The following is a 23,343-nucleotide window of genomic DNA, read 5'->3' as shown; positions in this document are numbered from 1 at the left end:
TCGGCCGTCTGGGGAACCTGCGCGATCGTCCACGGTGTCATCAGCTGCCCCGCAGCGCTGTGACAGCCTCGGCGGTGGACCATGTGGCGCTCGCCAGGAAGCGGAAGTTGATGAGGGCAGCGAGATAGCCGTCGCCTTCCGGAAGCTGCGGGCCTGCTGTGGCATCGCGGACGACGACCACTTCGAAGCCCTGCTCGATGAGTTCGCGGAGGTGGCCCTCGACGCAGAGATTGGCTGCCATGCCGGCGAGCAGGACCTGCGAGATGCCGCGCTTGCGCAACTGGAGGGCGAGGTCGTTCGACTCGGGTCCCACGATCTTGTGAGGCGAGGCGATGACGGTCGTGCCGTCGAGAATGTACTGGTGGTACGCGGGCAGAAAGTCGGCCCCGGAGCCGGCGAAACCGTCGAGGAGGAGCGGACCCTGGCGTCTGAACATGCCGACGCTGTGCATGTACTGCTCCAGAGGGCCGCCGAACTGCCAGGCGTCGTCGGACGGGTAGTAGTAGTGAGGCGAGATCGCCACAGTGATGCCGGCGGTCTTGGCGGCGTCAAGAAGCTGTCCGACGTGGGCGACCGTGTCGTTGTCCGTGATGCTGGCGCCGAAGATCTCCCAGGTGACCCCTTGCGGACTGAGGAAGTCGATCTGCGGATCGGTGACGACCAGGGCCGTGTGAGCAAGGTCGAGCTGCAGGCCGCTGGCCGGGAGCGCGGGCGTGGAGGGTTCCGCGTAGAGGCTGGTCCGGGCGGACGTCATGGTCGGACTCCTGGTCGTGGGAGGTGGATGAAGACTTGCGAATAATAAGCGACCAGTCGTCTGTTTATGAAGACGAGGATGCCCGCCCCTGCCCGGGGTGTCGGGTGGGGCGGCGAAGAACGACATGCGGGCCGGGGCGGCCAGGGTGAGGCCGAGGAGGGTACGGCTCCAAGGCCGCCCAGCCAGGCATGAGGGCTACTCCAGCAGGGCGCTGAAGCGCCGGGCGAAGAGGTAGGCGTCACCAGGCCAACGGCCGGACAGATACCGGCCGTCCTGGACGACGAAGGCGGGGGTGTCGTCGGTCGCCGTACCGCGCCGCCGCAGCTCGATCGGTCCGCGCTCGAATTGCTCGGGGTCGTCGAGCGCGGCGGTGACCTCGTCCTGGACGTACTGCGGATACGTTCGGTAGTAGCGGCCGTGCCGCCACGCGGTGAGGTAATAGGCGCTGCGTTCCATGTACTTCGGCAGGCAGGTGGTGCGCCGCCCGGCGATGACGCTGCGGCCGGTCTCCGGGTCGATGGTGCGGGCGAGTACGAGGACGCCGTGGCAGATGGCGCCCACCGGCCGACCCGTCGCCCAGAAACGGGAGACCTTCGTCTGCAGGACAGGCGAGCCGAGGTACTGCCGCATGCCCGGGGCGTGCCCGCCGGGCAGCAGCAGCCCGTCGTACGCCTCCGGCGAGACGGCCTCCCAGGCGAGCGGATTACGGAAGGCGACGTCGCCGGTGAGCTCGCGGTAGAACTCCTTCGGCTCCGGCTCCGCACCGAGTTGCCCGAAGATCACACCGCTGAGCAGCAGCGGATCGGCCTGCGGTGGCAGCCCGCCGTGCTCGGTGGCGAACACCACGTCGTGGCCGGCGTCGCGCAGCAGCCGCCAAGGGACGGCGACCTCGGTGACATCGAAGTCCCGGTCGGGCAAGGGGAGGAGGACACGCATGACTGATGCCTATCACGGCGCTGTCGTCGACCGGTCACTCGCCCGCCAACGCAGACCCGGCCGCCGCCAGGGCCCCGGACCGCCTGGACCGTGACTTCGTCGCCCCGGCCCCCAACCGCACCTGGGCGGCCGACTTCACTCACGTCGTCGCCTGGGCGGGCGTCGTCTATGTCGCCTTCGTCGTCGTCACCTTCTCCCGCCGCATCGTCGGCTGGTCCGCGTCGATGTCGTAGGAGACCCAACTCGTCCTGGACGCACTGGACATGGGCCTGTGGCAGCGCGACCGCGAAGGCCGCCCACCCGTCCCCGGCGAGCTGGTTCACCACTCGGGTTGCCGGCCCCCGCACCTGAGTGGTCACCGCGGACGACACCACGCGCTGAGCCGGTCGCACTGGCGCCGCCGACGCCAAGCAGTCGCCCGAAGCTGACACTTCCCGCGGCGTGGTCGCACGATCGGGGGGCGGTTCCCGTGAGACCGCCCCCGCACAATCGAAGTCCCGCTACACCCCCGCCACCCGACGAGAGGCCAGGTCAGACAGCAGTACCAACTGCTTCGGTGCCGCAGATCTTCCCCGGGCCGCCGGGCGAGGTCAGAGGAAGCTCACCCCCTGGGCGAGCGGCAGGCTGTCGGAGTAGTTCACGGTGTTGGTGGCCCGGCGCATATACGCCCGCCAGGCGTCCGAGCCCGACTCGCGTCCGCCGCCGGTCTCCTTCTCCCCGCCGAAAGCCCCGCCGATCTCCGCCCCCGACGTGCCGATGTTGACATTGGCGATGCCGCAGTCGGAGCCGTCGGCGGCGAGGAAACGCTCCGCCTCGCGCTGATCGCGGGTGAAGATGCTCGACGACAGCCCCTGCGGCACGCCGTTGTGCAGCGCCAGCGCCTCGTCCAGCGTCCGGTAGGTCAGCACATACAGGATCGGGGCGAAGGTCTCCCGCCGCACGACCGCGGTCTGCGCCGGCATCCGCACCACCGCGGGGCGCACATAGGCCGCCTGCGGGGCCTCGGTCTGCAGCACCGGCTCACCGCCGGTCAGCACCTTCCCGCCGTCCGCCTGCGCCGCCGCCAGCGCCTCGTCCATCGCCTCCCGGGCAGCGCAGGAGATCAGCGGCCCGACCAGCGTCCCCTCCGCCAGCGGATCGCCGACCCGCAGCTGCCCGTACGCATGGACGACCTTCTCCAGCAGCGCCCCGGCGACGTCCTCGTGCACGATCAGCCTGCGCAGCGTCGTACAGCGCTGCCCGGCCGTGCCCGCCGCGGAGAACACGATCGCGCGGACCGCCAGATCGAGGTCGGCGGACGAGGTGACGACTGCCGCGTTGTTGCCGCCCAGCTCCAGCAGCAGCCGGCCGAAGCGGGCGGCCACCCGCGGGCCGACCTCGCGCCCCATCCGCACCGAACCCGTGGCGCTCACCAGCGCCACCCGCGCGTCGTCGACCAGCCGTTCGCCCGTCTCCCGCCCGCCGAGGACCAGCCGGTGCACCCCGGCCGGAGCGTCGGTGTCCGCCGCGGCGCGGGTGAGCAGCGCAGCGCAGGCGAGCGACGTCAGCGGGGTCTGCTCGGACGGCTTCCAGACCACGGTGTCACCACAGGCGAGGGCGATCGCCGTGTTCCAGGACCAGACGGCGACCGGGAAGTTGAACGCCGAGATCACCCCGACCACGCCCAGCGGATGCCAGCTCTCCGACAGCCGGTGGCCGGGCCGCTCGCTGGCCATGGTCCGCCCGTACAGCTGACGGGACAGACCGACCGCGAAGTCACAGATGTCGATCATCTCCTGCACTTCGCCGAGCGCCTCGGAACGGATCTTGCCCGCTTCGATCGTCACCAGCTCCGCCAGGTCCTCCCGGTGCTCGCCCAGCAGCTCACCGAGCCGTTTGACCAGCGCCCCGCGCGCCGGGGCCGGCCGCATCCGCCATACGGCGAACGCCTCGGCGGCCTCGCCGACCGCCGCCTCCACTTCCTGGGGGGAGGCGGCGGGCAGGCCGCACAGCGTGCCGCCGGTCAGCGGGGTGCGCGCGGTGAGCCCGCCGTCCCGTGCGCCGTCCCATGCGCCGGGCCGTACGCCGCAGGCCGACAGGCGCTCCTGGGCGCGGCGGCGCAGATCCTCGGTGCGGGGAAGGGACGAGCCGATGTCAGAAGTCACGATGCGTCCTTACGGTCCTCGGGGATCACGGGGAAGTCGGGGAACTCGGGAAAAGGGAGCGAGAGGCGGGCGCAGGCGTCCCGCAGCGAGGTCTCCTGCTGTGCGGCGTACAGCGCGAACGGGTCGTGCACGGGGCGTTCCAGTACGCCGGACAGCCACCGCCGGTCGTAGTGGACGCCGCTGAGGGAGGCGTCGCGCACCCCTTCGTCGGTGAGGTTGGACTGGAAGATGCCGGCCGCGGAGCGCGGCAGGAAGTCCTCGTAGACGATGGGCCGGGCCCGCAGCCAGCCGCCGTCCAGCAGCCCGGCGAGGTCGCGTGGCGGAGGGCCGCCGCCCGGCGGAGGACCGGCGGCCGGCTCATAGCGGAAGTAGGCCATGCCCTCGGCGGCCAGCCTGCGTTCGCTGTCGGGGAAGCGGGCGGCCCAGCGCTCGGCCGACTCGCCGGCCAACTCGTCGTACAGCGCCCGGCCGGCCCGGGTCAGCGCGATGCCCCGCGCCTCGACCTCGCCGAACCGCACCCGCAGCGCGCCCGTCGTCACCGTGCCGTCCGACTCCCGGAAGCGCCGCTGCTCGGCCAGCGCCCGGAACGACGTCTGACGCAGCAGCACATCCGGGCCGTCCCAGCGCGGCGGGCCCTGGATTCTGTCGATCATCGCGATGCCGCGGTCCGCCATCCGCCGGTAGAGCTCGTCGATGTCGAGGACCCGGGGCGTGAGGTGGTTGACATGGGTACGGTCCACCCCGCCGATGTCGGCCGCCACCGCTGAGACCTTCTCCAGCTCGGCGTACCAGGCCCGGTCCACCGGCTCCCGGGACAGCTCGAACGACGCTGTGGCGAGAGTCAGAAACCGTTCCGCAGAGGTCGCGTCGAGCCCCCCGTCCCGCTCGGCCCGGACCGCGAGATCGAGCAGCTCGGGAGGGAAGAGCCGACGGCGGCCGAGGAACGCCTCGAGCCGCCCCTGGAGGCCGGCGTCGAAGAAGCGCCGGTCGGCCGAGGTGAGCAGCGAAGTGAAGACCCGGAACGGACTCCGCTCCACATCGTCGGCGCCGACCGGGCGGAAGGCCGTGGAGACCACGGGCACGGAGCTGGCGGCCGCCTCGCGCAGATCGTAGAAGCCGACCGGCTCCATGCCCAGCGCGGCGAAGATCTGCGCGGCCTGGCGCATCTCCAGCCCCGTGCCCACGCGGATTGCACCATGGCGCTCGGCGGTGACCCGCTCGATGCCGCCAAGCCGCCCGGCGTCCCCGCCCCGGCGGATCACCTCGTCATTGACCTCTGCTGAGACCTCCAGAAGCGTGGTGTACGCGGGGACCTCCCGCCCGTACATGTCGGACAGGCGGCGGGCGAACGCGGCGCGCAGCCGCCATGAGGGCACCGGCACGGACACGATGGACCTCCAGTCGCGGTCAGATGACGTGGGCCTCCGGGCGTACGGCGACGCCGCCCGCTCCGCCCGCTCCGCCCGTGAAGCGGTCCGCGGACAGCGGGCCCACGTCGACGGGCGGCTCGACGCCGAGGAAGAGATCGCGGACGATCTCGCGCACGGCGGTCGCCTGTAGGAATCCATGCCCGGAAAACCCGGTGGCCCGCGGAGAACGGCTGATCCCCGCCGCCTGGCCGATCTCCTCTGCGCTCTCCCGTGTCCTGTCCCGCGTCAGGCTCATGGGGACAGGGTGGCTTCCGGCGGCTCCTCGCGTCCATGGCGCCCTCTTGGACCGCACCCGTTCGGCGGGCCGTGCGCCGGGGCGGCAGGATGGGAGCATGCCAGACGCCTTCACCACCACGACCCTGACCGTCGCCACCGGCTCGCGGGAGACGGTGACCGACCTGACCCACGCCTGCGAGGAGTTCCTCCGCGAGGTGGCCGGCGGCCGGGACGGGCTGCTCCATGTGTTCGTGCCGCATGCCACCGCGGGCATCGCTCTCATCGAGACCGGCGCGGGGAGCGACGACGACCTGCTGGCCGCGCTGCACACGCTGCTGCCCGCCGACGAGCGCTGGCAGCACCGCCACGGCAGCGCGGGCCACGGCCGGGACCACGTCCTGCCCGCGTTCGTGCCGCCGCACGCCACCCTGCCGGTCCTCGGTGGACGTCTGGAGCTGGGCACCTGGCAGTCCGTCTGCCTGGTGGACACGAATGTCGACAATCCCCACCGTGAGGTGCGGTTGAGCTTCCTGGGATAGGACGCCGACCCGGTTCGGCCGAGATCGCTCCTTTGGCGCTACTCGTCCGCACTCAGCTCCCGTATGCAGTATCCCAAGTGGCGGGCAGACGGTCAGCAGCTGACGGTGGGCCATGTCGCTGCGTATGAAAAGCCGACAGTGGGTCAGCTTGCGCAGCGGACGAAAGGAAGTCATCGATGCGCTCTGCCCGCATTCTTTTCGCCGCGACAGCCGCCGCCGCCACCCTGGCGATCACCGCACCCGGTGCGTACGCGATCACCGAAGGAGGGGACAAGGACGATTCCCCTCACAGCCAGGAGCGCGACTATGGCAAGCCGAAGGGCGGTATGCACGCCGGTTCCGGCGCGCTGGCTCGGGTCAGTGGGGATGACTGGTCCAAGGACGAGCATGGCAAGGACGAGCACGGCAAGGACGAGCACGGCAAGAAGGACTATGGCAAGCCGAAGGGCGGTATGCACGCCGGTTCCGGCGCGCTGGCTCGGGTCGGTGCGGATGACTGGTCCAAAGACGAGCATGGCAAGGACGAGCACGGCAAGGACGAGCACGGCAAGAAGGACTATGGCAAGCCGAAGGGCGGTATGCACACCGGCTCCGGCGCCCTGTCCCTCGTCAACGCCGACGACTGGAGCAAGGACAAGGGGAAGGAAGGGGACGGCTACAAGCACGACAAGCCCAAGGGCGGCATGCACACGGGCGGGGGCGGCCTCGCGAACAGCACCACGAATGTGACCGGTGCCGTGGTGGTCGCGGGCGGTCTGGCCGCGTTCGTCCTCTACCGTCGCAGGAAGGCCGCCGGCACGGCGTCGTGATTGCGCAACCGGACGCAGAGGCTGCTTCCCAGTAGGCGGTCTCTGCGTCCGGTGTCTCTCTCCCACCTCCCGATTGCCGCCCGAACTCGAAAGGTGCCTTGGTGACGACCCGACCAGACCCCGCTGGTGAGGAAGAGCCCCGGCGTATCAAGCGCTGGGCTGTCCCCGCTGTGCTCTGGACGCTGGTACTGGCTGTGCTTCTGCTCGTCTTCGGTCCGGGCATGCTTGCGCAGGACGCGACCGCGCCGGCCAAGCCCGGGGCTCCTTCCGCGGCAGGGCACGCTCGGGCGGCCGCACCGGAGCCCGCCCCGTCGTCCTCCCCGGACGCATCGCACCAGGCGTCGCCGAGCGCAGCTCCATCGTCCAGCCCGGCGATGCCGAGGTCGGCTCCTACGCGATTGAAGATTCCCAAGATCGGAGTGGACGCGCCGTTCACCGGCTTGAAGATCGGCCCTTCCGGCGCCCTGGACCCGCCCCCCGCAGACGACACGAACCTCGTCGGCTGGCATGCCTCTGGCATCTCACCCGGTGAGCGGGGGACCGCACTCATCGCGGGCCACCTCGACACCGCCACCTCCCCGGCTGTCTTTGCCAGGCTCCGCGAACTCACGCGCGGAGACCGTTTCGAGGTCAGGCGCGCTGACGGCACCACAGCCGCCTTCCTCGTCGACGCCGTGGAAAGCTTCCAGAAGGATGACTTTCCTGACAAGCGCGTGTACGGCGACACCCCCGACGCCCTGGTGCGACTCATCACATGCGCAGGCGCGTATGACCGCAAAGCGAAGGACTACACGGAGAACCTCGTCGTCTTCGCCCACCTCGTTCCCGCTGCCCGATAGGCATCGCATCGGCATGCCGACGCCGAGCCCATCGCGCCCGCCGCGCCCGCCGAGCCGACGCGGACAACCCCGGCCTGCGCGCCGCCGCCCGAAGAGTGCGTGCCGGAGCCCGCAGGAGAAGCAGAACTCCGCTTGAACCTCTGCTGGGCCGCGCTGCTCACGCGCTGGCAGAACACCCGGCATACAGCCGTCGGCGGGGGCACGGTGACCTGCGCCCGTATCGCCGCACGCACTTGCCCGGGGCGCACGGCGGGTCCGGGGGAGGCGGGCGGCGGGCGCGCCATACCCCCTCCCCGTACGATGGGACGCGTCCGGCCCGCAACACGGGGCGACGGAGAACGGAGACCGAAGTGGCACGGCGTCAGAAGACCGCGACCTGGCTGAGCCGGTGTGTGCTCGCCGTCGCGCTGCTCTTCGGCATCGTGCTGATGCACGCCCTCGCTCACCCCGGCGAACACACGGCCCCGAGCCCGGCCGGCGGGCACGCGTCGACAGCGTCCCACGCCCCCGCCGCGTCGACGGTGCAGGTGGCCGTCGCCGAGAGCCACCATGCGACCCACCCCACACCCGCACACGGCGTGGGAGCCGCAGCCGTGTGCCTCGCCGTGCTGGGCGTGGGCGTCGGGGTCCTGCTTCTGGCCCGCGGCGCCCTCAGGCGGATGCCCGTCGGCGATGTGCTGCCGGCGATCGGACGACTGGCTCACGCGCTCCGTGCGATCCCGCCGCCCGGCCCGCCCGGGTCCCTCCTGACACGTCTGTCGTTGGCGCGCATATAGGCAGACCGGCCGCTCCTCGCCGTGAGCGGTACCGGCCCCTTCTGCATGCAACGATCACGTCAAGAGGTTCTTCGTCATGTTCCGACCCCGACTCCCTCGCCGTACCGTCCTCGGCGCCGGGCTTGCCGCCGCCGGCACCGGTCTGCTCGCCGCCTGCTCGGGCGGCGGCGCCGGACACTCCTCCCACAAAGACAGCACGGCGCCGGCCGCCGACTACATCACCCCCGACAGCAAGGAGATCGGCGCGACCGAAGCACTGCGCAGGCCCGGGTCCGAGCGCAAGGTGAAGCTCACGGCCGCCGAGACCCCGCTCGACCTCGGCGGCGGGCGTACGGTCCGCTCCTGGGCGTACGGAGGCGAACTTCCCGGCAGGGAGGTGCGGGTCACCGCCGGCGACACCCTCGCGCTCACCCTCGCCAACAACCTTCCCGTGGCCACCACGGTCCACTGGCACGGGCTCGCGCTGCGCAACGACATGGACGGCGTGCCCGGGCTCACACAGCGCGACATCAGGGCGGGCGGCTCCTTCGACTACCGGTTCGCCGTCTCCCACCCCGGCACCTACTGGTTCCACCCGCACTCCGGCACCCAACTGGACCGCGGCCTGTACGCCCCGCTCATCGTCGAGGACCCCAAGGAGCCCCTGACGTACGACAGGGAATGGGTGATCGTCCTCGACGACTGGCTCGACGGCGTCGACGGCTCCACCCCCGAGGCAGTGCTCGCCGAACTCCGCAAGGGCATGGGAGGCATGGACCACGGCGACATGGACATGGGCGAATCCGGGAGCATGGAGGGCCACGACATGTCGAACATGTCCATGAGCGCGGCCACGTCCCCGGCGCCCGCGCCTTCCGGACCGTCCAGGATGCTCATGGGCGCGACCAGCGACCTGCTGGGCGGTGACGCCGGAGACGTCGCGTACCCGTACTACCTGATCAACGGCCGTACGCCCGAGAACCCCCAGACCTTCACCGCGAAGCCCGGTGACCGGATCCGGCTGCGGATCATCAACGCCGGCGGCGACACCGCGTTCCGTGTCGCCCTCGGCGGCCACAGGCTGACCGTCACCCACACCGACGGCTTCCCCGTCGAGCACACGCGGGCGGATGCACTGCTGCTCGGCATGGGCGAGCGCTTCGACGCCCTGGTCACCGTCGGAAACGGAACCTTCCCGCTGACCGCGCTGGCCGAGGGCAAGAACCGCACCGCCCTCGCCGTTCTGCGTACCGGCGGCGGTGCCGCGCCGAGCGCCGCCGTACGCCCCAAGGAACTGTCCGGCAAGGTCGTCCAGGCCGGTCAGCTGAAGGCCGCGGAATCGGTGCGGCTCGCATCGCGCAAGCCGGACACCACGATCGAGCTCAAGCTGACCGGCTCGATGATGAACTACGACTGGGCCGTCAACGGCAAGGCGTACGACCCCGCCCAGCGCTACCCGGTCCGCTCGGGCGAGAGGGTCCGCCTGTCCTTTGTGAACACCACGACCATGTGGCACCCCATGCATCTGCACGGCCACACCTTCGCACTCGCCGGCAGCGGCGCCCGCAAGGACACCTCGATCGTGCTGCCGGGCAAGCGGCTCGACGTCGACTTCGACGCCGACAACCCCGGGCTGTGGATGATCCACTGCCACAACGTCTACCACGCCGAGTCCGGGATGATGACCGTTCTCGGCTACCGGAAGTAGGCGGAGGGGCGGATCGAGGGGCGGTTCGGTTCGCGGCTTCCCGTCGCGCACCTCCTGGTCGCGGATTCCGCCCTCCGGCGCAGGACGGGGACCGTGCCTTACGCGACGGTCAGCGTGCCCGTCATGCGCGGGTGGATCGAGCAGAAGAAGGGGTATGTGCCGGGCGTGTCGGGGGCGGTGAACGTGGCCGAGCGCCCACCGGCGATCTCTCCGGTGTCGAATGACTCGCCGTCGGTGGCCGTCACCGTGTGCGAGGCCGAGTCCTGGTTCACCACTGTGACGGTGGCGCCGGGGCTGACCGTCAGAGTCGGAGGCGTGAACGCGAAGTCGCGGATGGTGATCTGCTCCTCCGCGTCGGCGGTGGCGGTGGCGGTCGCCGGTGGAGTGCTGGTCGCGGCAGTGGTTGCGGCGGTTGTCTCGGCAGTGGGGTCGCTCTCCTCACCCCCGCCGCCGTCTCCGCAGCCCGTGACGAGCAGGACGAGAAACAGACAGCCGATCGCGGCGGCGCCTGCACGGTGTGAGCGGCGGAGTGCGGGCATGGAGTGCTCCCGGGGTGGTCAGGCGGACTGCCGGACAAGGGCGCCGACCGCCGTCGGTCGGCCTGCCGATGCCCGGAGCCAGCCTCTCCGGGACGGAGTGGGCAGGCGTCGTCCGCTACGCCGATCGCCAGCGACACTCACCCGAACGTGCTGGAAGAGACTCGCGAACTCCTGCCGTCACGCCCGCTCGCGCCGGGAAGCGGACACGGCGACCGCCCCTGTGTCGTGCCCCCTGCGTCGTGCACCCCCGTGTATACGGTCCCCGCTGCACACGGTACGTACGGTCCCCGCCCGCGTGGGGCGATCAGCCCGAACAACGCGGGCGGGGAGCGTCATCTGCGGCCCCCTGCCGAGCCGCGGGGCCGCAGTCTCTCCCGTCGGGTCGGACGGGCGGTTCAGACGGTCACCGGCTCCGGGCGGGCCTGGGGCGTGTCGAGGCGTCCCGACCGGTGCAGCCCGTACAGGGCGGCGGTGCAGGCCAGGCCGAGCGCGGTGAGCGCCAGCCAGGGCAGAGCGGACATCCCGGCCCCACGGGCCGCGTCGAGCGCCACCCCGGTCAGCAGGTTTCCGAGCGTGATCCCGATGCCGCAGACGGTGTTGTAGAGGCCGTAGTGCGTCGCGACGAGGCGGTTGCCGGAAAGTCGGACGATGGTGTCCATCTCGAAGGGGTAGGCGGCCATCGTGCCGAGTGCCAGGAGCAGCGCGGACAGCGCCGATGGCACCGCGGCGAGCAGCCACAGCCCTGCACCCCCGGCCGGTACGGGAACGGCCGTGGCGGCGAGCAGGGGAACGAACGCCACCCCCATCGCGAGCAGACCCCAGGTGAGAGCCCGGCCCGGTTCCATCCGGGCCTTGCACCAGCCGGTCACCCTCGTCTGGAAGAGGATGGTGCTCAGCCCGGAGACGGCGAACAGGACGGCCACGGCCGCCGTGCCGAACGTTCCCTCCCCTCCGAGCCGCCGCACCTCCAGAGGCAGCGCCAGATAGACCTGGAAGGACAGGACGTACGAGCCGATCATGGCCATGGAGAAGAGGAGGAACGGACGGTTGGCGAGGATGCTCCGCCACTGGGCCAGCACACCCTCGCCGGTCTGTCCCTTCGCTTCCGCGGCCCGGCGCGCGGGCAGGGCGCGGATCTGGACGATGCTCAGGACGGCGAAGATTCCCGCCGCGGCGAGGCATGTGATGCGGAAGTCGACGCCGGTCAGCACCATGCCGACCAGCGGCCCGAGCAGGATGCCCGCCTGGTAGAAGACGTTGAACAGGGCGAACGCCTCCACCCGGCGTTCGCCGGCGTCGACGGCGAGGTACGCGCGGCTGGCCGGGTTGAACAGCGCGCCGGCCAGACCCGTCGCCGCGGAGGCGGCGATCAGCGCCGGGACGGAGTCCACCAGGCCCAGGGTGGCGAAACCGAGGGTGCGCAGGACGAGCCCGGCGATGATCATCGGCTTGTAGCCGAGCCGGTCGGCGAGGGTGCCGCCGACGAGGAACATGCCCTGCTGGCTGAAGTTCCGCGCGCCGAGGATGAGGCCGACCAGCCAGCCGGCGAGCCCGAGGGGCCCGGCGAGGTAGGTCGCGAGATAGGGCATCAGCATGTAGAAGCCGAGGTTGATGGTGAACTGATTGACCATCAGCAACTGCACGCTGCGGGGGTACGAGCGGAACTGGGACACGGTGCTCTTCATCGGGCCCGCTCCTCGGCGGCGTCCCGGGCCTCGGCGTCCCCGGACTCGGCGTCCCGGGCGTCGGCGTCCCCGGACTCGGCGTACCGGGCCTCGGCGTCCCGGGCCTCGGCGCCCCCGGGCCCGGCGTCGTGGGTCGTTGCGTCCTCGTCGTCGAGCCTGAGGGGGTCGACCACGGTGGTGCAACGGGTCCAGCGGGTGACCTCCTTTTCGTCCAGGCGGCCGATTAGGTCCGGTTCGGCGGCGGGAGGGCCTGTGAGCAGGCCGTGGGCGGCGCAGTAGTCGTCGTCGTACACGGTGCCGAGGTAGCGCTGCGGTCCGTCCGGGAAGATCGCGGCGATCCGGGTCCCCTTGGGGAGCGAGCGGGCGAGCCAGCCGGCTACCAGGGCGACGGCGCCGACGCTCCAGCCGCCGGTGGCGTAATGGGAGGCGGCGAGCCGGCGGCAGGTCCACACCGCCTCGCCCGGCGCCACCCAGTGCACCTCGCTGAACTGGTCGTACGCGACGTTGCGGGGGTAGATGCTCGATCCGAGCCCGCGCATGAGCCGGGGCCTGGCGGGCTGGCCGAAGATGGTCGAGCCGATCGTGTCGACCCCGACGAGGGCCAGGTCCGGGTAGAGCTGGCGGAGCACGCGGGAAACCCCGGCCGAGTGCCCGCCGGTCCCGACGCTGCACACCAGGACGTCGATGTGCCCGAGCTCGGTGGCGAGTTCGAGGGCGAGCGGCGTGTACGCCGTGGTGTTGTCCGGGTTGCTGTACTGGTCCGGGCACCAGGAGTCGGGGTGCTGCTGGAGGAGTTGGGCGACGCGGTCCCGGCGGGCCTGCTGCCAGCCGCCGGTGGGGTGCGGCTCGGCGACCACCTTGACCTGGGCTCCGTACGCGGTCAGCAGCCGCGTCATGGACAGCTCCAGACCCGGGTCGGTGACGAGGGTGACGGGGTGGCCGTAGACCATGCCGGCCAGGGCGAGCCCGAGTCCGAGCGTGCCGCTGGTGGACTCGATGATGCGGGCGCCCGGGCGCAGGCAGCCGCGGGCACGGGCCCGTTCGACCATGTGGAGACCGGGACGGTCCTTGATCCCGCCGGGGTTGAAGCCCTCCAGCTTGGCCCAGAAGCCGCGGCCCGCCGGGGCGAGCGGCTCCGTCACATGCAGCAGAGGGGTGTTGCCCACCAGCCCGGACAGGGCGGAACGGGTGGGAGGGGTGACGTCGGTTGTCGAAGAGTGCATGGTTTCGCTCTCGGGTCGATGGTGCGCATCAGGGACTGTTCGTCCGCGAGCCGGGTGAGGACGGCCGCGGCAGGGAACGGCCTAGATGCGCCACCGGCACACGCGTATCTGCGTCGCTCGGCCGGAGCAGGCTCTGGGCGCCGTGTTGCCGGTCGATGCCATGGACCGCGTGTGCGGAGCCGACGCCGTGGAAGCCATGGGCAGTGCTGCGCAGAGGACTTGCGGGTCGACGGCAGGTGCGGGCTGTGCCCGCGTCGCGAGGCCGGTGGGCGCGCAGCCGACGCCGTCGTCATGGTGGTGGCCCGAGTCCAGGGCGGACGCGGCGGCAGCGGGGGTTCCAGCGGTCGGGTGCGGCGCGCTCTCGCCCAGATGCGCGAAGCAGAAAACGGCCGACAGGAGGAGGGCGCCGACAACGACGGCAGTTAACCGCGCTGCCCCATGGATGCGTTCGACGCAGGGGTGTGCGAAGGGATGGTGTGACACGGTCTCTCCGCGCGGACACGCCGCGCCGGCCCCGCGGCGGCAGGGCGGACGGACTTCCGCGAAAACTCAGGGGGTGGTGGGAGACGGGGCGCCGCTCACGCCTCGGCCGTGCGGATGCGCATCGGCCGCGGGGCGAGCGCGGGAGAATCTAGACCTGCAGGATGGCGGCAGTTCTCGGCGGCACCGGGGCGAGGGCGTGGGCTCGCGGCGTTGGGGCGGGCGCGGGCCGACCGGGACGGTCTGCCTGGGGCCTGTCGCACCACTGCGGCGTGAGCGGTCCGTTCTGCGCCTGCGTGCCCACCGGTGACCCGGAGTGGCACTCGTGCGAGGGGTGCGGCGGTTCGGGGTCGCCGGGGGCATCCATGACGTCGGCAGGCGCGATGATCGGTGCGCTGGAGGTGAGTTCGGCGGCGCCGTCCTCGGTTCCTCCGTGGCCGGCCAGAAGGCCGAACAGGAGGAGCACGGTCAGGCCGACGAGGCGCCGCATGGCCGCCGTGGGGCGGGAATGCGGAACGCGAGGGCGAGACCGGTTAGTCGTCACGCCGTGATCGTAACCCCCGTCTTCGAGCGCACCCGGAATTGCGTGGAAGCATGGCGTGAATCAATCGTATGAGTGCTCGACCGGTTGTCGGATTTCAACGGTTCTATCAAGGTGCTTACTAAGGACACCAGGAACAAATCGAGCACCCATCAGTGCTGAATCAGCCAGTTACCCTGGCCCATGACGGTGACGGGCAGCGTCTGAGGGAGAATGTCCGGCGATGACCGTCACCGCTTCCACCGCCTCGGCCGTTCCGGATCCCGAGCCGGCGGGATTTGGCCCCTTCGCCCACCTCACCGTGCGGAACACCCCGCTCTATCGCGGGGCGATGCGGGTTTTCCTGGTGGCCAAAGAGCGGTTCGCGGTTCATCTGCGCCCCGAGGACGTGCACGCCGCGCTGCCGGCGGACATCCGCCCCGCCGAGTTGGAGACCGTCGTCGGCGCGCTGGACAGGCTCGTCGGCTGGGGCAATCTGCGGGCTGACCCGGACACCGCCCGAGTGACCGCGGTCGAGGACTTCTACCGGAAGCGGTTCATCTACCAGCTGACGCGGGAGGGGGAGGCCGCCGAGGAGGCCCTCTCCGCCTACGACGAAGCGCTCGGCCGTCGCGGCGCGCTGCAGGCCGTCGCGCTGCACGACATCGTCACCCAGTTGCGCGCCCTGCTCGTCCTGGCCGCCGAGGACGAGCCCGACCCGGCCAAGGCACACCTGGCACTCGACGCGCTGGCCAGCCGCTTCGCGGCGCTCGCCGACAACGCACGGGCCTTCATGGGCTCGCTCCAGCGGACCATCGACCTGCACGACGTCGAGGAGCGGGTCTTCCTCGCGTACAAGGACCGGCTCATTCAGTACCTGGAGCGCTTCATCCAGGACCTCATCACGCTGGGCGGGCGCATCACCCGGCTGATACTGGAGCTGGAGGAGGACGGCGGCGCCGAGCCCCTGCTGAGGGCCGCCGCCGGCCGGGAGGCCGCCGACGCCGCGCCTGAGGAGGCCGAACGCGCCGAGGACGAGGCGTTCGAGCGGTGGGCCGCGCGCTGGGCGGGGCTCGGCGCGTGGTTCATCAGCAGGGACGGGCGAGAGTCGCAGGCCCGGCTGCTGCGAGGCCGGGCTCTCGGTGCGATTCCGCAGCTCCTGTCCGTCGTACGGGCGCTGAACGAGCGCCGGTCGGGGCGCTCGGACCGGTCCGCGGACTTCCGGACCCTGGCCCGCTGGTTCGCCGAGGCGCCCGACGACGACACCCGGCACCGGCTGTGGCGGGCCGCCTTCGGTCTCTATCCGGCGCGGCACCTCACCGTCGACGCGGACACCCTCACCGCCCGTGCGGCGCGGCCCGTACCGGCTGCCACCCCCTGGGCCGAGGCGGAGCCGCTGCGGATCAGCCCCCAGCTGCGCCGCACCGGGAGTTATGAGCGGCGCGGCAAGCCCCGCAAGGTCGAGGACCGGGAGGAGAGGCGGCGCGCTCTCGCCCAGACGGCCGCCAAGCAGGCCGCGGAGACCGCGGCCGCCCGGGCCCGGCTCGTCACCGACGGCGTCACCCGCCTGTCGGGCCTCGGCGAGCTCGACCCGGCCTCCTTCGGGCTGTTCCTCCAACTGCTCGGAGACGCGCTGGCCACCTGGCGGCCCGGGACGAGGCAGACCGTGGCCACCAGCAACGACGGCTCCATGGAGATCAGGCTCACCGCTCTCACCGACGGCACTGCCGCCGAGATCCGCACGCCCGGCGGAGTCTTCAGCGGCCCGGACCACCTCGTCGAGATCGTCGACCTGACGGACGGAGACGACCTGACGGACGGAGACGACCTGACGGACGGAGACGACCTGACGGACGGAGACGACCTGGTGGACGGAGACGAGCCGATGGACGGAGACCCCGACCGATGACCGCACCGCTCGCCGAGGTACTGGAGGGCCAGCACGCTGCCGACCTGCGCAAGGCAGCACGCGCCCTGCTGAAACACCCCCTCCTTCTCGCCCGCGGCCGGCACGCCGACGAGTTCCGTCTCGTCCGCCGGCACGCGCCCGAACTGAGGGAGTGGTTCGATCGCAACACGGGCTGGTCCCTCCAGGTGGACGCCGAGACGGCGCGGCTGCGCAAGACCCCCGGCGTCCTCACCGACCCCACGCACCCGGCCCGGGAGGCGAGCCGGGGCGCCGCCCCCTTCACCCGCCGCCGCTATGTGCTGTTCTGCCTCGCACTCGCCGTCCTCGAACGGGGCGAGGCCCAGATCGCCCTCGGACGCCTCGCCGACCAGATCGTCCTCGACGCGGCCGATCCCCGACTCGCCGCCGCGGGAGTCGAGTTCGTTCTGGAACGCCGCGACGAGCGCCTCGACCTCGCCGCCGTCGTACGGCTCCTGCTCGACCTCGGCGTGCTGCGTCGGGTCGCGGGCGAGGAGGAGGCGTACGTCAGCGGGGTCGGCGACGTCCTGTACGACGTGGAACGCCGGGTCCTGGCCGGTCTCCTCGCCACCCGGCGGGGCCCCTCCACCGTGCGGGCGGACACCATCGAGGACCGGCTCGCCGAACTCGTCGCGGAAACCGCACTGGACAGCGACGAACTGCGCTTCCGCGCCATGCGCCGCTCACTCACCCGCAGGCTCCTCGACGACCCGGTGCTCTACTACGACGACCTGACCGACGCCGAGCTCGGCTACCTCACCCGACAGCGCGGCTTCCTCACCGTCCGGATCACCGAGCTGACCGGACTCGTCGCCGAGGTGCGGGCCGAGGGGATCGCCATGGTCGACCCCGACGACGACCTGACCGACCTCCGCATGCCCGAACAGGGCACCCACGGCCACATCACCCTGCTGCTCGCCGAGCATCTCGCCGGCGCCGACGGGCCGGTCACCCTCGACGCACTGGCCCTCCGCGTCCGCGAACTCGCGGCCGAGCACGGCGGCTTCTGGTCGAAGTCCGCCCGGGAGCCGGGCATGGAGTCCGAACTCGTCGGTCAGGCCGTCGCCCGGCTTGCCGCGCTGGGCCTGGTCTCCCGCACCCCGCATGCGGCGGTGGCCCGCCCCGCCCTCGCCCGGTACGCGGTCGGGGCGACCGTCGTCCGCGAGCCCCGCTCCGCCTCCGTGCCCCCGCAGCGAAAGGCCGCTCTGTGACCCGCCTCCCCACGCCGCGGCGTTCCCGCTGGCAGCCTCTGCGCGTCGGGCTCGTCGACCTGTTCCACTATGACGTGGAGGAGTTCCACTTCCGGGACGGGCGGCTGTTGCTACGCGGCAACAACGGCACCGGAAAGTCCAAGGTGCTCGCCCTGAGCCTGCCGTTCCTGCTCGACGGCGACCTCAGTCCGCGCCGCGTCGAACCCGACGGCGACCCCGGCAAGAGGATGGAGTGGAACCTGCTCCTGGGCGGCGAGCACCCGCACTCGGAACGGCTCGGCTATACGTGGATCGAGTTCGGCAGGCTCGACGACACGACCGGCGAGCAGCACTTCCGTACGCTGCTGTGCGGGCTCAAGGCCGTCAGCGGGAGGGGTGTCGCCCGCCACTGGCACGCCGTCACCCGCCAACGTGTCGACCATGGCTCCGCCGATCGCACGGAGGACACCTTCCGGCTGCTCGACGCCACCGGCACGGCCCTGTCCCGGGACCGGCTCGCCGAGGCGGTCGCCGGGTACGGCATGGTGTACGACCAGGCCAAGGCATACCGCCGAGCCGTTGACGAAGCGCTCTTCGGCCTTGGAGAACAGCGGTACGCCGCCATGGTCGACCTGCTCATCCAGTTGCGCCAGCCCCAGCTCTCCAAACGGCCCAACGAAGCCGCGCTCTCCCGCGCCCTCACCGAGGCCCTGCCGCCCATGGACCAGGCCGTCATCGCCGACGTGGCCGAGGCGTTCCGCTCCCTCGACGAGGAGAAGGACGAGCTGGCCGCCGCCTCAGCCGCCGAACGGGCCGCCTCTGCCTTCCTGGAGCACTACCGGCGCTACGCCCGCATCGCCACCCGCCGCCGGGCACGGCTTCCGCGTGCCGAACACTCCCGCTACGAGCGCGTCCAACGGGATCTGGCCGAGGCGCAGGAACGGCGCAGGCGCGCCGAGGAGAAACGGGCGGCGGCCGGGGAGGAGGTCACCTCCCTGGCGGAGACCGCGGAACGCCTGCAGGCCCAGGAGAAGGCCCTGCGTGAGGCGCCCGAGATGCGCGACGCGCGGGAACTTGAACACGCCGCCCGGGCCGTGACGCGAACGGCGCAGGCGGCGGACCGGGCGCGGGAAGACCGGGAGCAGGCGAGGGCCCTTCACACCAAGGCGCTCGGGCGGCTCGGCGCAGCCGAGAACCGGCTCCGTGCCACGCGGCTCGGCGTCCGGGAAGCCTTCGCCCAGGCAAGGCAGCACGCCGCCGCCGCGCACATCGCCCTGCCCCTGGACGACCGGCTGCCGGAGCCCGAACTGCGGCGCGCCGCCGAGGACGCCGCCGACCGCGCCCAGCGCTCCCTCACCCACGTCGAGGGCCTCCTCGAAGCAGCCGACCGGGCCGCCGCCGTGCACCGCCGGGCGTCAGGCCGTCTCGACGAGGCGGAGACCGACCTCGCCCTGGCCGCCGAAGCGCACGGCGCGGCGGAGGAGGGCAGCGCGCGGGCCGGACGGGCCCTCCTGGACGACGTACGCGACCGCGCCCGCGCCTGGACGGAGCTGGCCTTCCCCGACGAGACCGGCCTCCTCGACGAACTCCAGGAATGGACCCGCCACCTCGACGGCCCCTACCCGGCACGCGCCCACGCAGCCAGGGCGCACACCGTCCGCTCGGCGGACCTCGCCGACCAGGCGGCCGAAACCGCGCGCCGGGCCGCGGAGCTGGCCCAGCGCACCGACGAGGCGAGGCGGGAGCTGGCCGCCCTGGAAGCCGGCGGCCAACGCGAGCCCCGGCCCCCGGCCACCCGCACCCCCGGCCTTCGCGAGCAGCTGCCGGGCGGACCGCTCTGGAGCCTGGTCGACTTCCGTGACGACCTGCCCGAACCCGAACGCGCGGGGCTCGAAGCGGCGCTCGAAGCCTCCGGCCTCCTCGACGCCTGGGTGCTCCCCGACGGCTCCGCCCTCGCCGTCAACGGGCACGACGTGCTGCTCTCCCCTTCGAACGGACCCGTGAGCGGGCCCTCGCTCGCCGATGTGCTGCGTCCGGCCACGGGCCACGGGGACGGGAGGACCGAGAGCCCGGACGAAGCGAGGGTGATCGGTCTGCTCGCCGCCATCGGCCTGGACGGCGGGGGAGGCGCCGGGACATGGGTGGCGGCGGACGGGCGCTTCCGTGTCGGCGCTCTCACCGGCACGTGGGCCAAGCCCGCCGCCGTGCACATCGGCGAAGGCGCCCGCGAGGCGGCGCGGAGGGCCCGCGTCGCCGCGCTCGGCATCGAACTCGCCTCCCTGCACGAGGAGTCGGCAGTCGTCGCGGAACGATCCGAGGCGATCGCGGGCCGCCGTCGCACCCTCGACGCCGAACTCGCATCCGTCCCCGACGAGTCGCCGCTCACCCGGGCACACGCGCTCGTGAGCGCCGCCGCCGACACCGTACGCAAGGCCCGCAGACGGTGCGAGGAGCGTGCCGCCGAGGTGACCGAGGCAGCCGGGCAGGCCGAGCGTGCCGCCGCCGAACTCACCGAGACCGCTGCCGATCTGGGGCTGCCCCCCGACCGGGCCGGACTCACCGCCGTACGCCACGCCCTCGGCTCCCTCGCCGCCGCGCTGGCCGCCCTGTGGCCCGCCGTGCGCGAACAAGGCGAGGCCGCACGCCGGGTGGACGACGAGCGCGCCGAGGCGACCGACGCGGAGCGGCGGGCCGTCGATCTCACCCAGCGAGCCGAGGACGCGGAGCGTGAGGCGGCAGCGGCGGACGAGCGCCACCTGACCTTGCGCTCCACCGTCGGAGTGGCAGTCGCGGAACTGCAACGGCGACTCGCCGAGACCGCCGAGGCGCAGCAGATGTGCGAGGCCGACCGGAAGTCCGCCCTGCGGCGTCACACGGAGGCGGACCGGGAGGCCGGCCGGGCCGAGGGGAGGATCGAGCAGCTGGAGAAGGACCTCACGGAAGCCGTCGGCACACGCGCGGAGGCCATCGCCGCGCTCCAGGGCTTCACGGCCACCGGCCTGGTCGCGGTCGCGCTGCCCGAACTCGCGGTCCCCGCCGCGGACGAAGGCCCCTGGGCCGCCACCCCGGCCATCGCGCTCGCCCGCGCCATCGAGACCGGGCTCTCCTCGGTCGACGACACGGATGCCGCCTGGGAGCGCGTCCAGCGTCGGCTCAGCGAGGAGCTCAAGACCCTGCAGGACACCCTCTCCCGGCACGGACACAGCGCCTCCGCCCGCATGGTCGAGGACGGCATGGTCGTCGACATCGTCTACCAGGGCCGCGAGCGGGCCGTACCCGAACTCGCCGAGGCGCTCGCCACGGAGGTCGGCGAGCTCACCCGCATCCTGTCCGCACACGAACGGGAGATCCTCGAAACCCACCTGATCACAGAGGTCGCCGGCACACTCCAGGAACTCATGGGCACCGCCGAACGCCGGGTGCGGGACATGAACGCCGAACTGGAGGACCGCCCCACCTCCACCGGCATGAAGCTCCGCCTGGTGTGGCGGCCCTCTCGCAAAGCCCCGCCCGGGCTCGCCCAGGCCCGAGAGCGGCTGCGCCAGTCAGCCGACGCCTGGACCGCCGAGGACCGCACGGCGGTCGGCGAGTTCCTCCAGGCCCAGATCGCCCGCCAGCAGTCCGACAACGGCTCGGGCAGCTGGCTCGAACACCTCACCGCCGCGCTCGACTACCGCTCCTGGCACGAGTTCGGCGTCGAACGCCACCAGCACGGGCGCTGGGTCCCGGCCACCGGCCCCGCCTCCGGCGGCGAACGCGTCCTCGCCGTCTCGGTGCCGCTGTTCGCCGCCGCCTCCTCGCACTACGCCAGCGCGGGCAGCCCGCACGCGCCCCGTCTGGTCACGCTGGATGAGGCGTTCGCGGGAGTGGACGACGACTCGCGAGCCAAGTGCCTCGGCCTGCTGAGCGCCTTCGACCTCGACGTGGTGATGACCAGCGAACGGGAATGGGCCTGCTACCCCCAGGTCCCCGGCATCGCCATCGCCCAGCTGTCCCGGACCGACGACGTGGCAGCGGTCCTCGTCACCCGCTGGGAGTGGGACGGCACGAGACGACGGCGCCGTGACGACCCCGTACGGCAACCTGCGCCGGACGCGGCGGGCCGGCCGGAACGGGAGCCACAGTGGGGCTGACGCCCGACGGGCACGCAGCACCCGCCGTAGCGCAGCCGGTCACGCGTGCCACGGTCGACGTGCCCCGGCTGCGCCGCCTCCTGGGCACGCCGGAACTCGAGTGGCTCGTCGAGCGGGTACGCGGCCGGCTTGTGGCCGGGCAACCCCTGGCCGGCGCCGTCTGCCTGGCCGCCCCCACCCCGGGCCAGCGATCCGCCGTCGAACGGCTGCTCGCCCGCCCCCCGGGTGGCGGCCGTTCCCTCACCGTACGGCTGGAGGCGGTCGACGCCGTGCTGCGCCGGTCGGGCACCAGCCCCGATGGCCTCGCCGCCGCCGTCACGGCGCTCACCGGTCCCGTCACTCCGCTCGCCCGGATCAGGGCCGAGGAGGACGCCGCCTGGGACCGGGCGCACGCACCCCTCGACGCGCTCGTACGGGACCGGCCCGAGCTCGCCGACTGGGCCGCCAGGGTGCGGGACGACGGCCTTGCCCGGCGACTGGGCCGCACCCCCGACTCCGTGCACACCCTGCTCACGGGAGTCCGCGCAGCCCTGCGCGTACTTCCGGCCGACCCCGCCGTCTCGCTTGCCGCCTTCGCCGCCCGCGTCCTCGGCTCGGCCCACGCGCTGGACGACGGCACCCCGCACGCCACCCTCACGCTGTCCGGGATCCGCGCCCTGACCGGGTTCGCCGACGGCAGCGGCGTCGAATGGCGACGGGAGGCCTGGGCATCGGCAGGCCTGCTGAAGGACGAACTGTCCTCGACGGTCCTCACCCTGAACCTGCGAGGGACCCCCGCCCTCGACTGGACGGCCGACGAGGGGGAACCGGCCGTTCTGACACTTCGCCAACTCCTCCGACGGCCGCCCTCCACCGCCTCCCCAGTGGTGCGGATCTGCGAGAACCCGGCCGTCCTCGCCGCGGCGGCGGACGCCCTAGGACCCGCCTGCCCGCCTTTGATCTGTCTCCAGGGCCAGCCCTCGGCCGCCGCACTCGCCCTGCTGCGCCACCTGCACGGCAAGGGCTCGGCCTTGCAGTACCACGGCGACTTCGACTGGGGCGGGCTTCGGATCGCCGGCGCACTGCTGCGCCGCGTCACATGGCGTCCCTGGCGGTACACCGCCGCCGACTACCGCGCGGCCCTGGCGGGAAGCGACTCGAGGCTCGAGCCCAGACCTCTCACAGGCGTCCCGACCCGGACACCGTGGGATCCCGACCTCGCCGAGGCGCTCACGGAAGCCGGCATCCGGGTCGAGGAGGAGCGAGAACTGGACCTCCTGCTGTCCGACCTGAGGGGACGCCCCTGAACCGGGTGTCCACGGCAACGGCCGGACGGGGCAGCGGCGGTCGCCGCGGCCCGCCCCCGCCGCCGACCGGCCGCGCTCCGCGTCGCCGTCGGACGCCCGGGGTGAGGCGGGCAGACGACGGCATACCCTCAGGGCTGCCCTTGCGTAGGTCGGCGGACACGAACAAGGACAATCCGGAGCGTCAGGTGCGGCCGCCGTTCCCGGCGCAGCGGGCGGGTTTACGGTGCGCT

Annotated in this window: 19 protein-coding genes; 10 read left to right on the top strand and 9 right to left on the bottom strand. The window is 72.3% G+C overall.

Annotated features, from left to right (window positions below):
• Positions 1-40: 40 nt before the first annotated feature.
• Positions 41-754 (bottom strand): cysteine hydrolase, encoded by a 714-nt coding sequence (locus QCN29_RS09335; RefSeq protein ID WP_279927264.1) that lies wholly within the window; start codon positions 752-754, stop codon positions 41-43.
• Positions 755-949: 195 nt separating this feature from the next.
• A complete protein-coding gene (locus QCN29_RS09330; protein ID WP_279927263.1) occupies positions 950-1,690 on the bottom strand; it encodes a type 1 glutamine amidotransferase domain-containing protein in 741 nt (246 codons plus the stop codon).
• Positions 1,691-1,695: 5 nt separating this feature from the next.
• Here QCN29_RS09330 and QCN29_RS09325 point away from each other — a divergent pair, with 5 nt between their 5' ends.
• Positions 1,696-1,923, top strand: coding sequence for a hypothetical protein (locus tag QCN29_RS09325; RefSeq protein WP_279927262.1), 228 nt, complete (start codon positions 1,696-1,698; stop codon positions 1,921-1,923).
• A 357-nt stretch (positions 1,924-2,280) separates the two neighbouring features.
• Here QCN29_RS09325 and amaB read toward each other — a convergent pair whose 3' ends face one another.
• The 3 genes from amaB to QCN29_RS09310 are packed head-to-tail and all read right to left on the bottom strand — an operon-like array spanning position 2,281 to position 5,499.
• Complete coding sequence (gene amaB, locus QCN29_RS09320) at positions 2,281-3,834, bottom strand: L-piperidine-6-carboxylate dehydrogenase (protein ID WP_279927261.1); 1,554 nt, start codon at positions 3,832-3,834, stop codon at positions 2,281-2,283.
• Positions 3,831-5,225, bottom strand: a complete 1,395-nt coding sequence (hglS, locus tag QCN29_RS09315; protein WP_398859162.1) for a 2-oxoadipate dioxygenase/decarboxylase — start codon at positions 5,223-5,225, stop codon at positions 3,831-3,833. Before hglS ends, amaB begins: the two co-directional genes overlap by 4 nt.
• A 16-nt stretch (positions 5,226-5,241) precedes the next feature.
• The gene (locus tag QCN29_RS09310) at positions 5,242-5,499 is read right to left on the bottom strand and encodes a hypothetical protein (protein ID WP_398859163.1); all 258 of its coding nucleotides are present in this window, start codon (positions 5,497-5,499) and stop codon (positions 5,242-5,244) included.
• 97 nt (positions 5,500-5,596) lie between these two features.
• Here QCN29_RS09310 and QCN29_RS09305 point away from each other — a divergent pair, with 97 nt between their 5' ends.
• The 5 genes from QCN29_RS09305 (at position 5,597) to QCN29_RS09285 (ending at position 10,130) form a co-directional block, all read left to right on the top strand.
• The gene (locus tag QCN29_RS09305) at positions 5,597-6,019 is read left to right on the top strand and encodes a secondary thiamine-phosphate synthase enzyme YjbQ (protein ID WP_240134756.1); all 423 of its coding nucleotides are present in this window, start codon (positions 5,597-5,599) and stop codon (positions 6,017-6,019) included.
• 176 nt (positions 6,020-6,195) lie between these two features.
• A complete protein-coding gene (locus tag QCN29_RS09300; protein WP_279927258.1) occupies positions 6,196-6,828 on the top strand; it encodes a hypothetical protein in 633 nt (210 codons plus the stop codon).
• 101 nt (positions 6,829-6,929) lie between these two features.
• The gene (locus tag QCN29_RS09295; protein WP_398859161.1) at positions 6,930-7,667 is read left to right on the top strand and encodes a class F sortase; all 738 of its coding nucleotides are present in this window, start codon (positions 6,930-6,932) and stop codon (positions 7,665-7,667) included.
• 350 nt (positions 7,668-8,017) lie between these two features.
• Positions 8,018-8,443 carry a DUF6153 family protein gene (locus QCN29_RS09290; protein WP_279927257.1) on the top strand — a complete coding sequence of 142 codons (426 nt, stop codon included), beginning with the start codon at positions 8,018-8,020 and terminating at the stop codon, positions 8,441-8,443.
• A gap of 76 nt (positions 8,444-8,519) precedes the next feature.
• Entirely contained in the window at positions 8,520-10,130 is a 1,611-nt protein-coding gene (locus QCN29_RS09285) for a multicopper oxidase family protein (RefSeq protein ID WP_279927256.1), read from the top strand.
• A 98-nt stretch (positions 10,131-10,228) separates the two neighbouring features.
• Here QCN29_RS09285 and QCN29_RS09280 read toward each other — a convergent pair whose 3' ends face one another.
• The 4 genes from QCN29_RS09280 to QCN29_RS09265 form a co-directional block, all read right to left on the bottom strand.
• Entirely contained in the window at positions 10,229-10,669 is a 441-nt protein-coding gene (locus tag QCN29_RS09280) for a cupredoxin domain-containing protein (protein WP_279927254.1), read from the bottom strand.
• A 395-nt stretch (positions 10,670-11,064) separates the two neighbouring features.
• Positions 11,065-12,354, bottom strand: coding sequence for an MDR family MFS transporter (locus QCN29_RS09275; RefSeq protein WP_279927253.1), 1,290 nt, complete (start codon positions 12,352-12,354; stop codon positions 11,065-11,067).
• Entirely contained in the window at positions 12,351-13,577 is a 1,227-nt protein-coding gene (locus QCN29_RS09270; RefSeq protein WP_279927252.1) for a PLP-dependent cysteine synthase family protein, read from the bottom strand. Before QCN29_RS09270 ends, QCN29_RS09275 begins: the two co-directional genes overlap by 4 nt.
• Before the next feature lie 631 nt (positions 13,578-14,208).
• On the bottom strand, positions 14,209-14,547 hold the full coding sequence (locus tag QCN29_RS09265; RefSeq protein ID WP_279927251.1) for a hypothetical protein: 339 nt from the start codon (positions 14,545-14,547) through the stop codon (positions 14,209-14,211).
• Positions 14,548-14,821: 274 nt separating this feature from the next.
• On the opposite strand from QCN29_RS09265, the gene QCN29_RS09260 reads away from it, so the two are divergent.
• The 4 genes from QCN29_RS09260 to QCN29_RS09245 are packed head-to-tail and all read left to right on the top strand — an operon-like array spanning position 14,822 to position 23,113.
• Positions 14,822-16,486 (top strand): TIGR02677 family protein, encoded by a 1,665-nt coding sequence (locus QCN29_RS09260; RefSeq protein ID WP_279927250.1) that lies wholly within the window; start codon positions 14,822-14,824, stop codon positions 16,484-16,486.
• Positions 16,483-17,715 (top strand): TIGR02678 family protein, encoded by a 1,233-nt coding sequence (locus QCN29_RS09255; protein ID WP_279927248.1) that lies wholly within the window; start codon positions 16,483-16,485, stop codon positions 17,713-17,715. The genes QCN29_RS09260 and QCN29_RS09255 overlap by 4 nt, the downstream gene beginning before the upstream one ends.
• Positions 17,712-21,827: a TIGR02680 family protein gene (locus QCN29_RS09250; protein WP_279927246.1), complete on the top strand. Its 4,116-nt coding sequence runs from the start codon at positions 17,712-17,714 to the stop codon at positions 21,825-21,827. The genes QCN29_RS09255 and QCN29_RS09250 overlap by 4 nt, the downstream gene beginning before the upstream one ends.
• Positions 21,818-23,113: a TIGR02679 family protein gene (locus QCN29_RS09245; RefSeq protein ID WP_318036701.1), complete on the top strand. Its 1,296-nt coding sequence runs from the start codon at positions 21,818-21,820 to the stop codon at positions 23,111-23,113. Before QCN29_RS09250 ends, QCN29_RS09245 begins: the two co-directional genes overlap by 10 nt.
• Positions 23,114-23,343: the final 230 nt, after the last annotated feature.

Source organism: Streptomyces chengmaiensis (genome assembly GCF_029846775.1).
Classification (GTDB): Bacteria; Actinomycetota; Actinomycetes; order Streptomycetales; family Streptomycetaceae; genus Streptomyces; species Streptomyces chengmaiensis.
The sequence above is the reverse complement of the archived record's forward strand: the minus strand, read 5'-3'. Positions and strand labels throughout refer to the sequence as shown.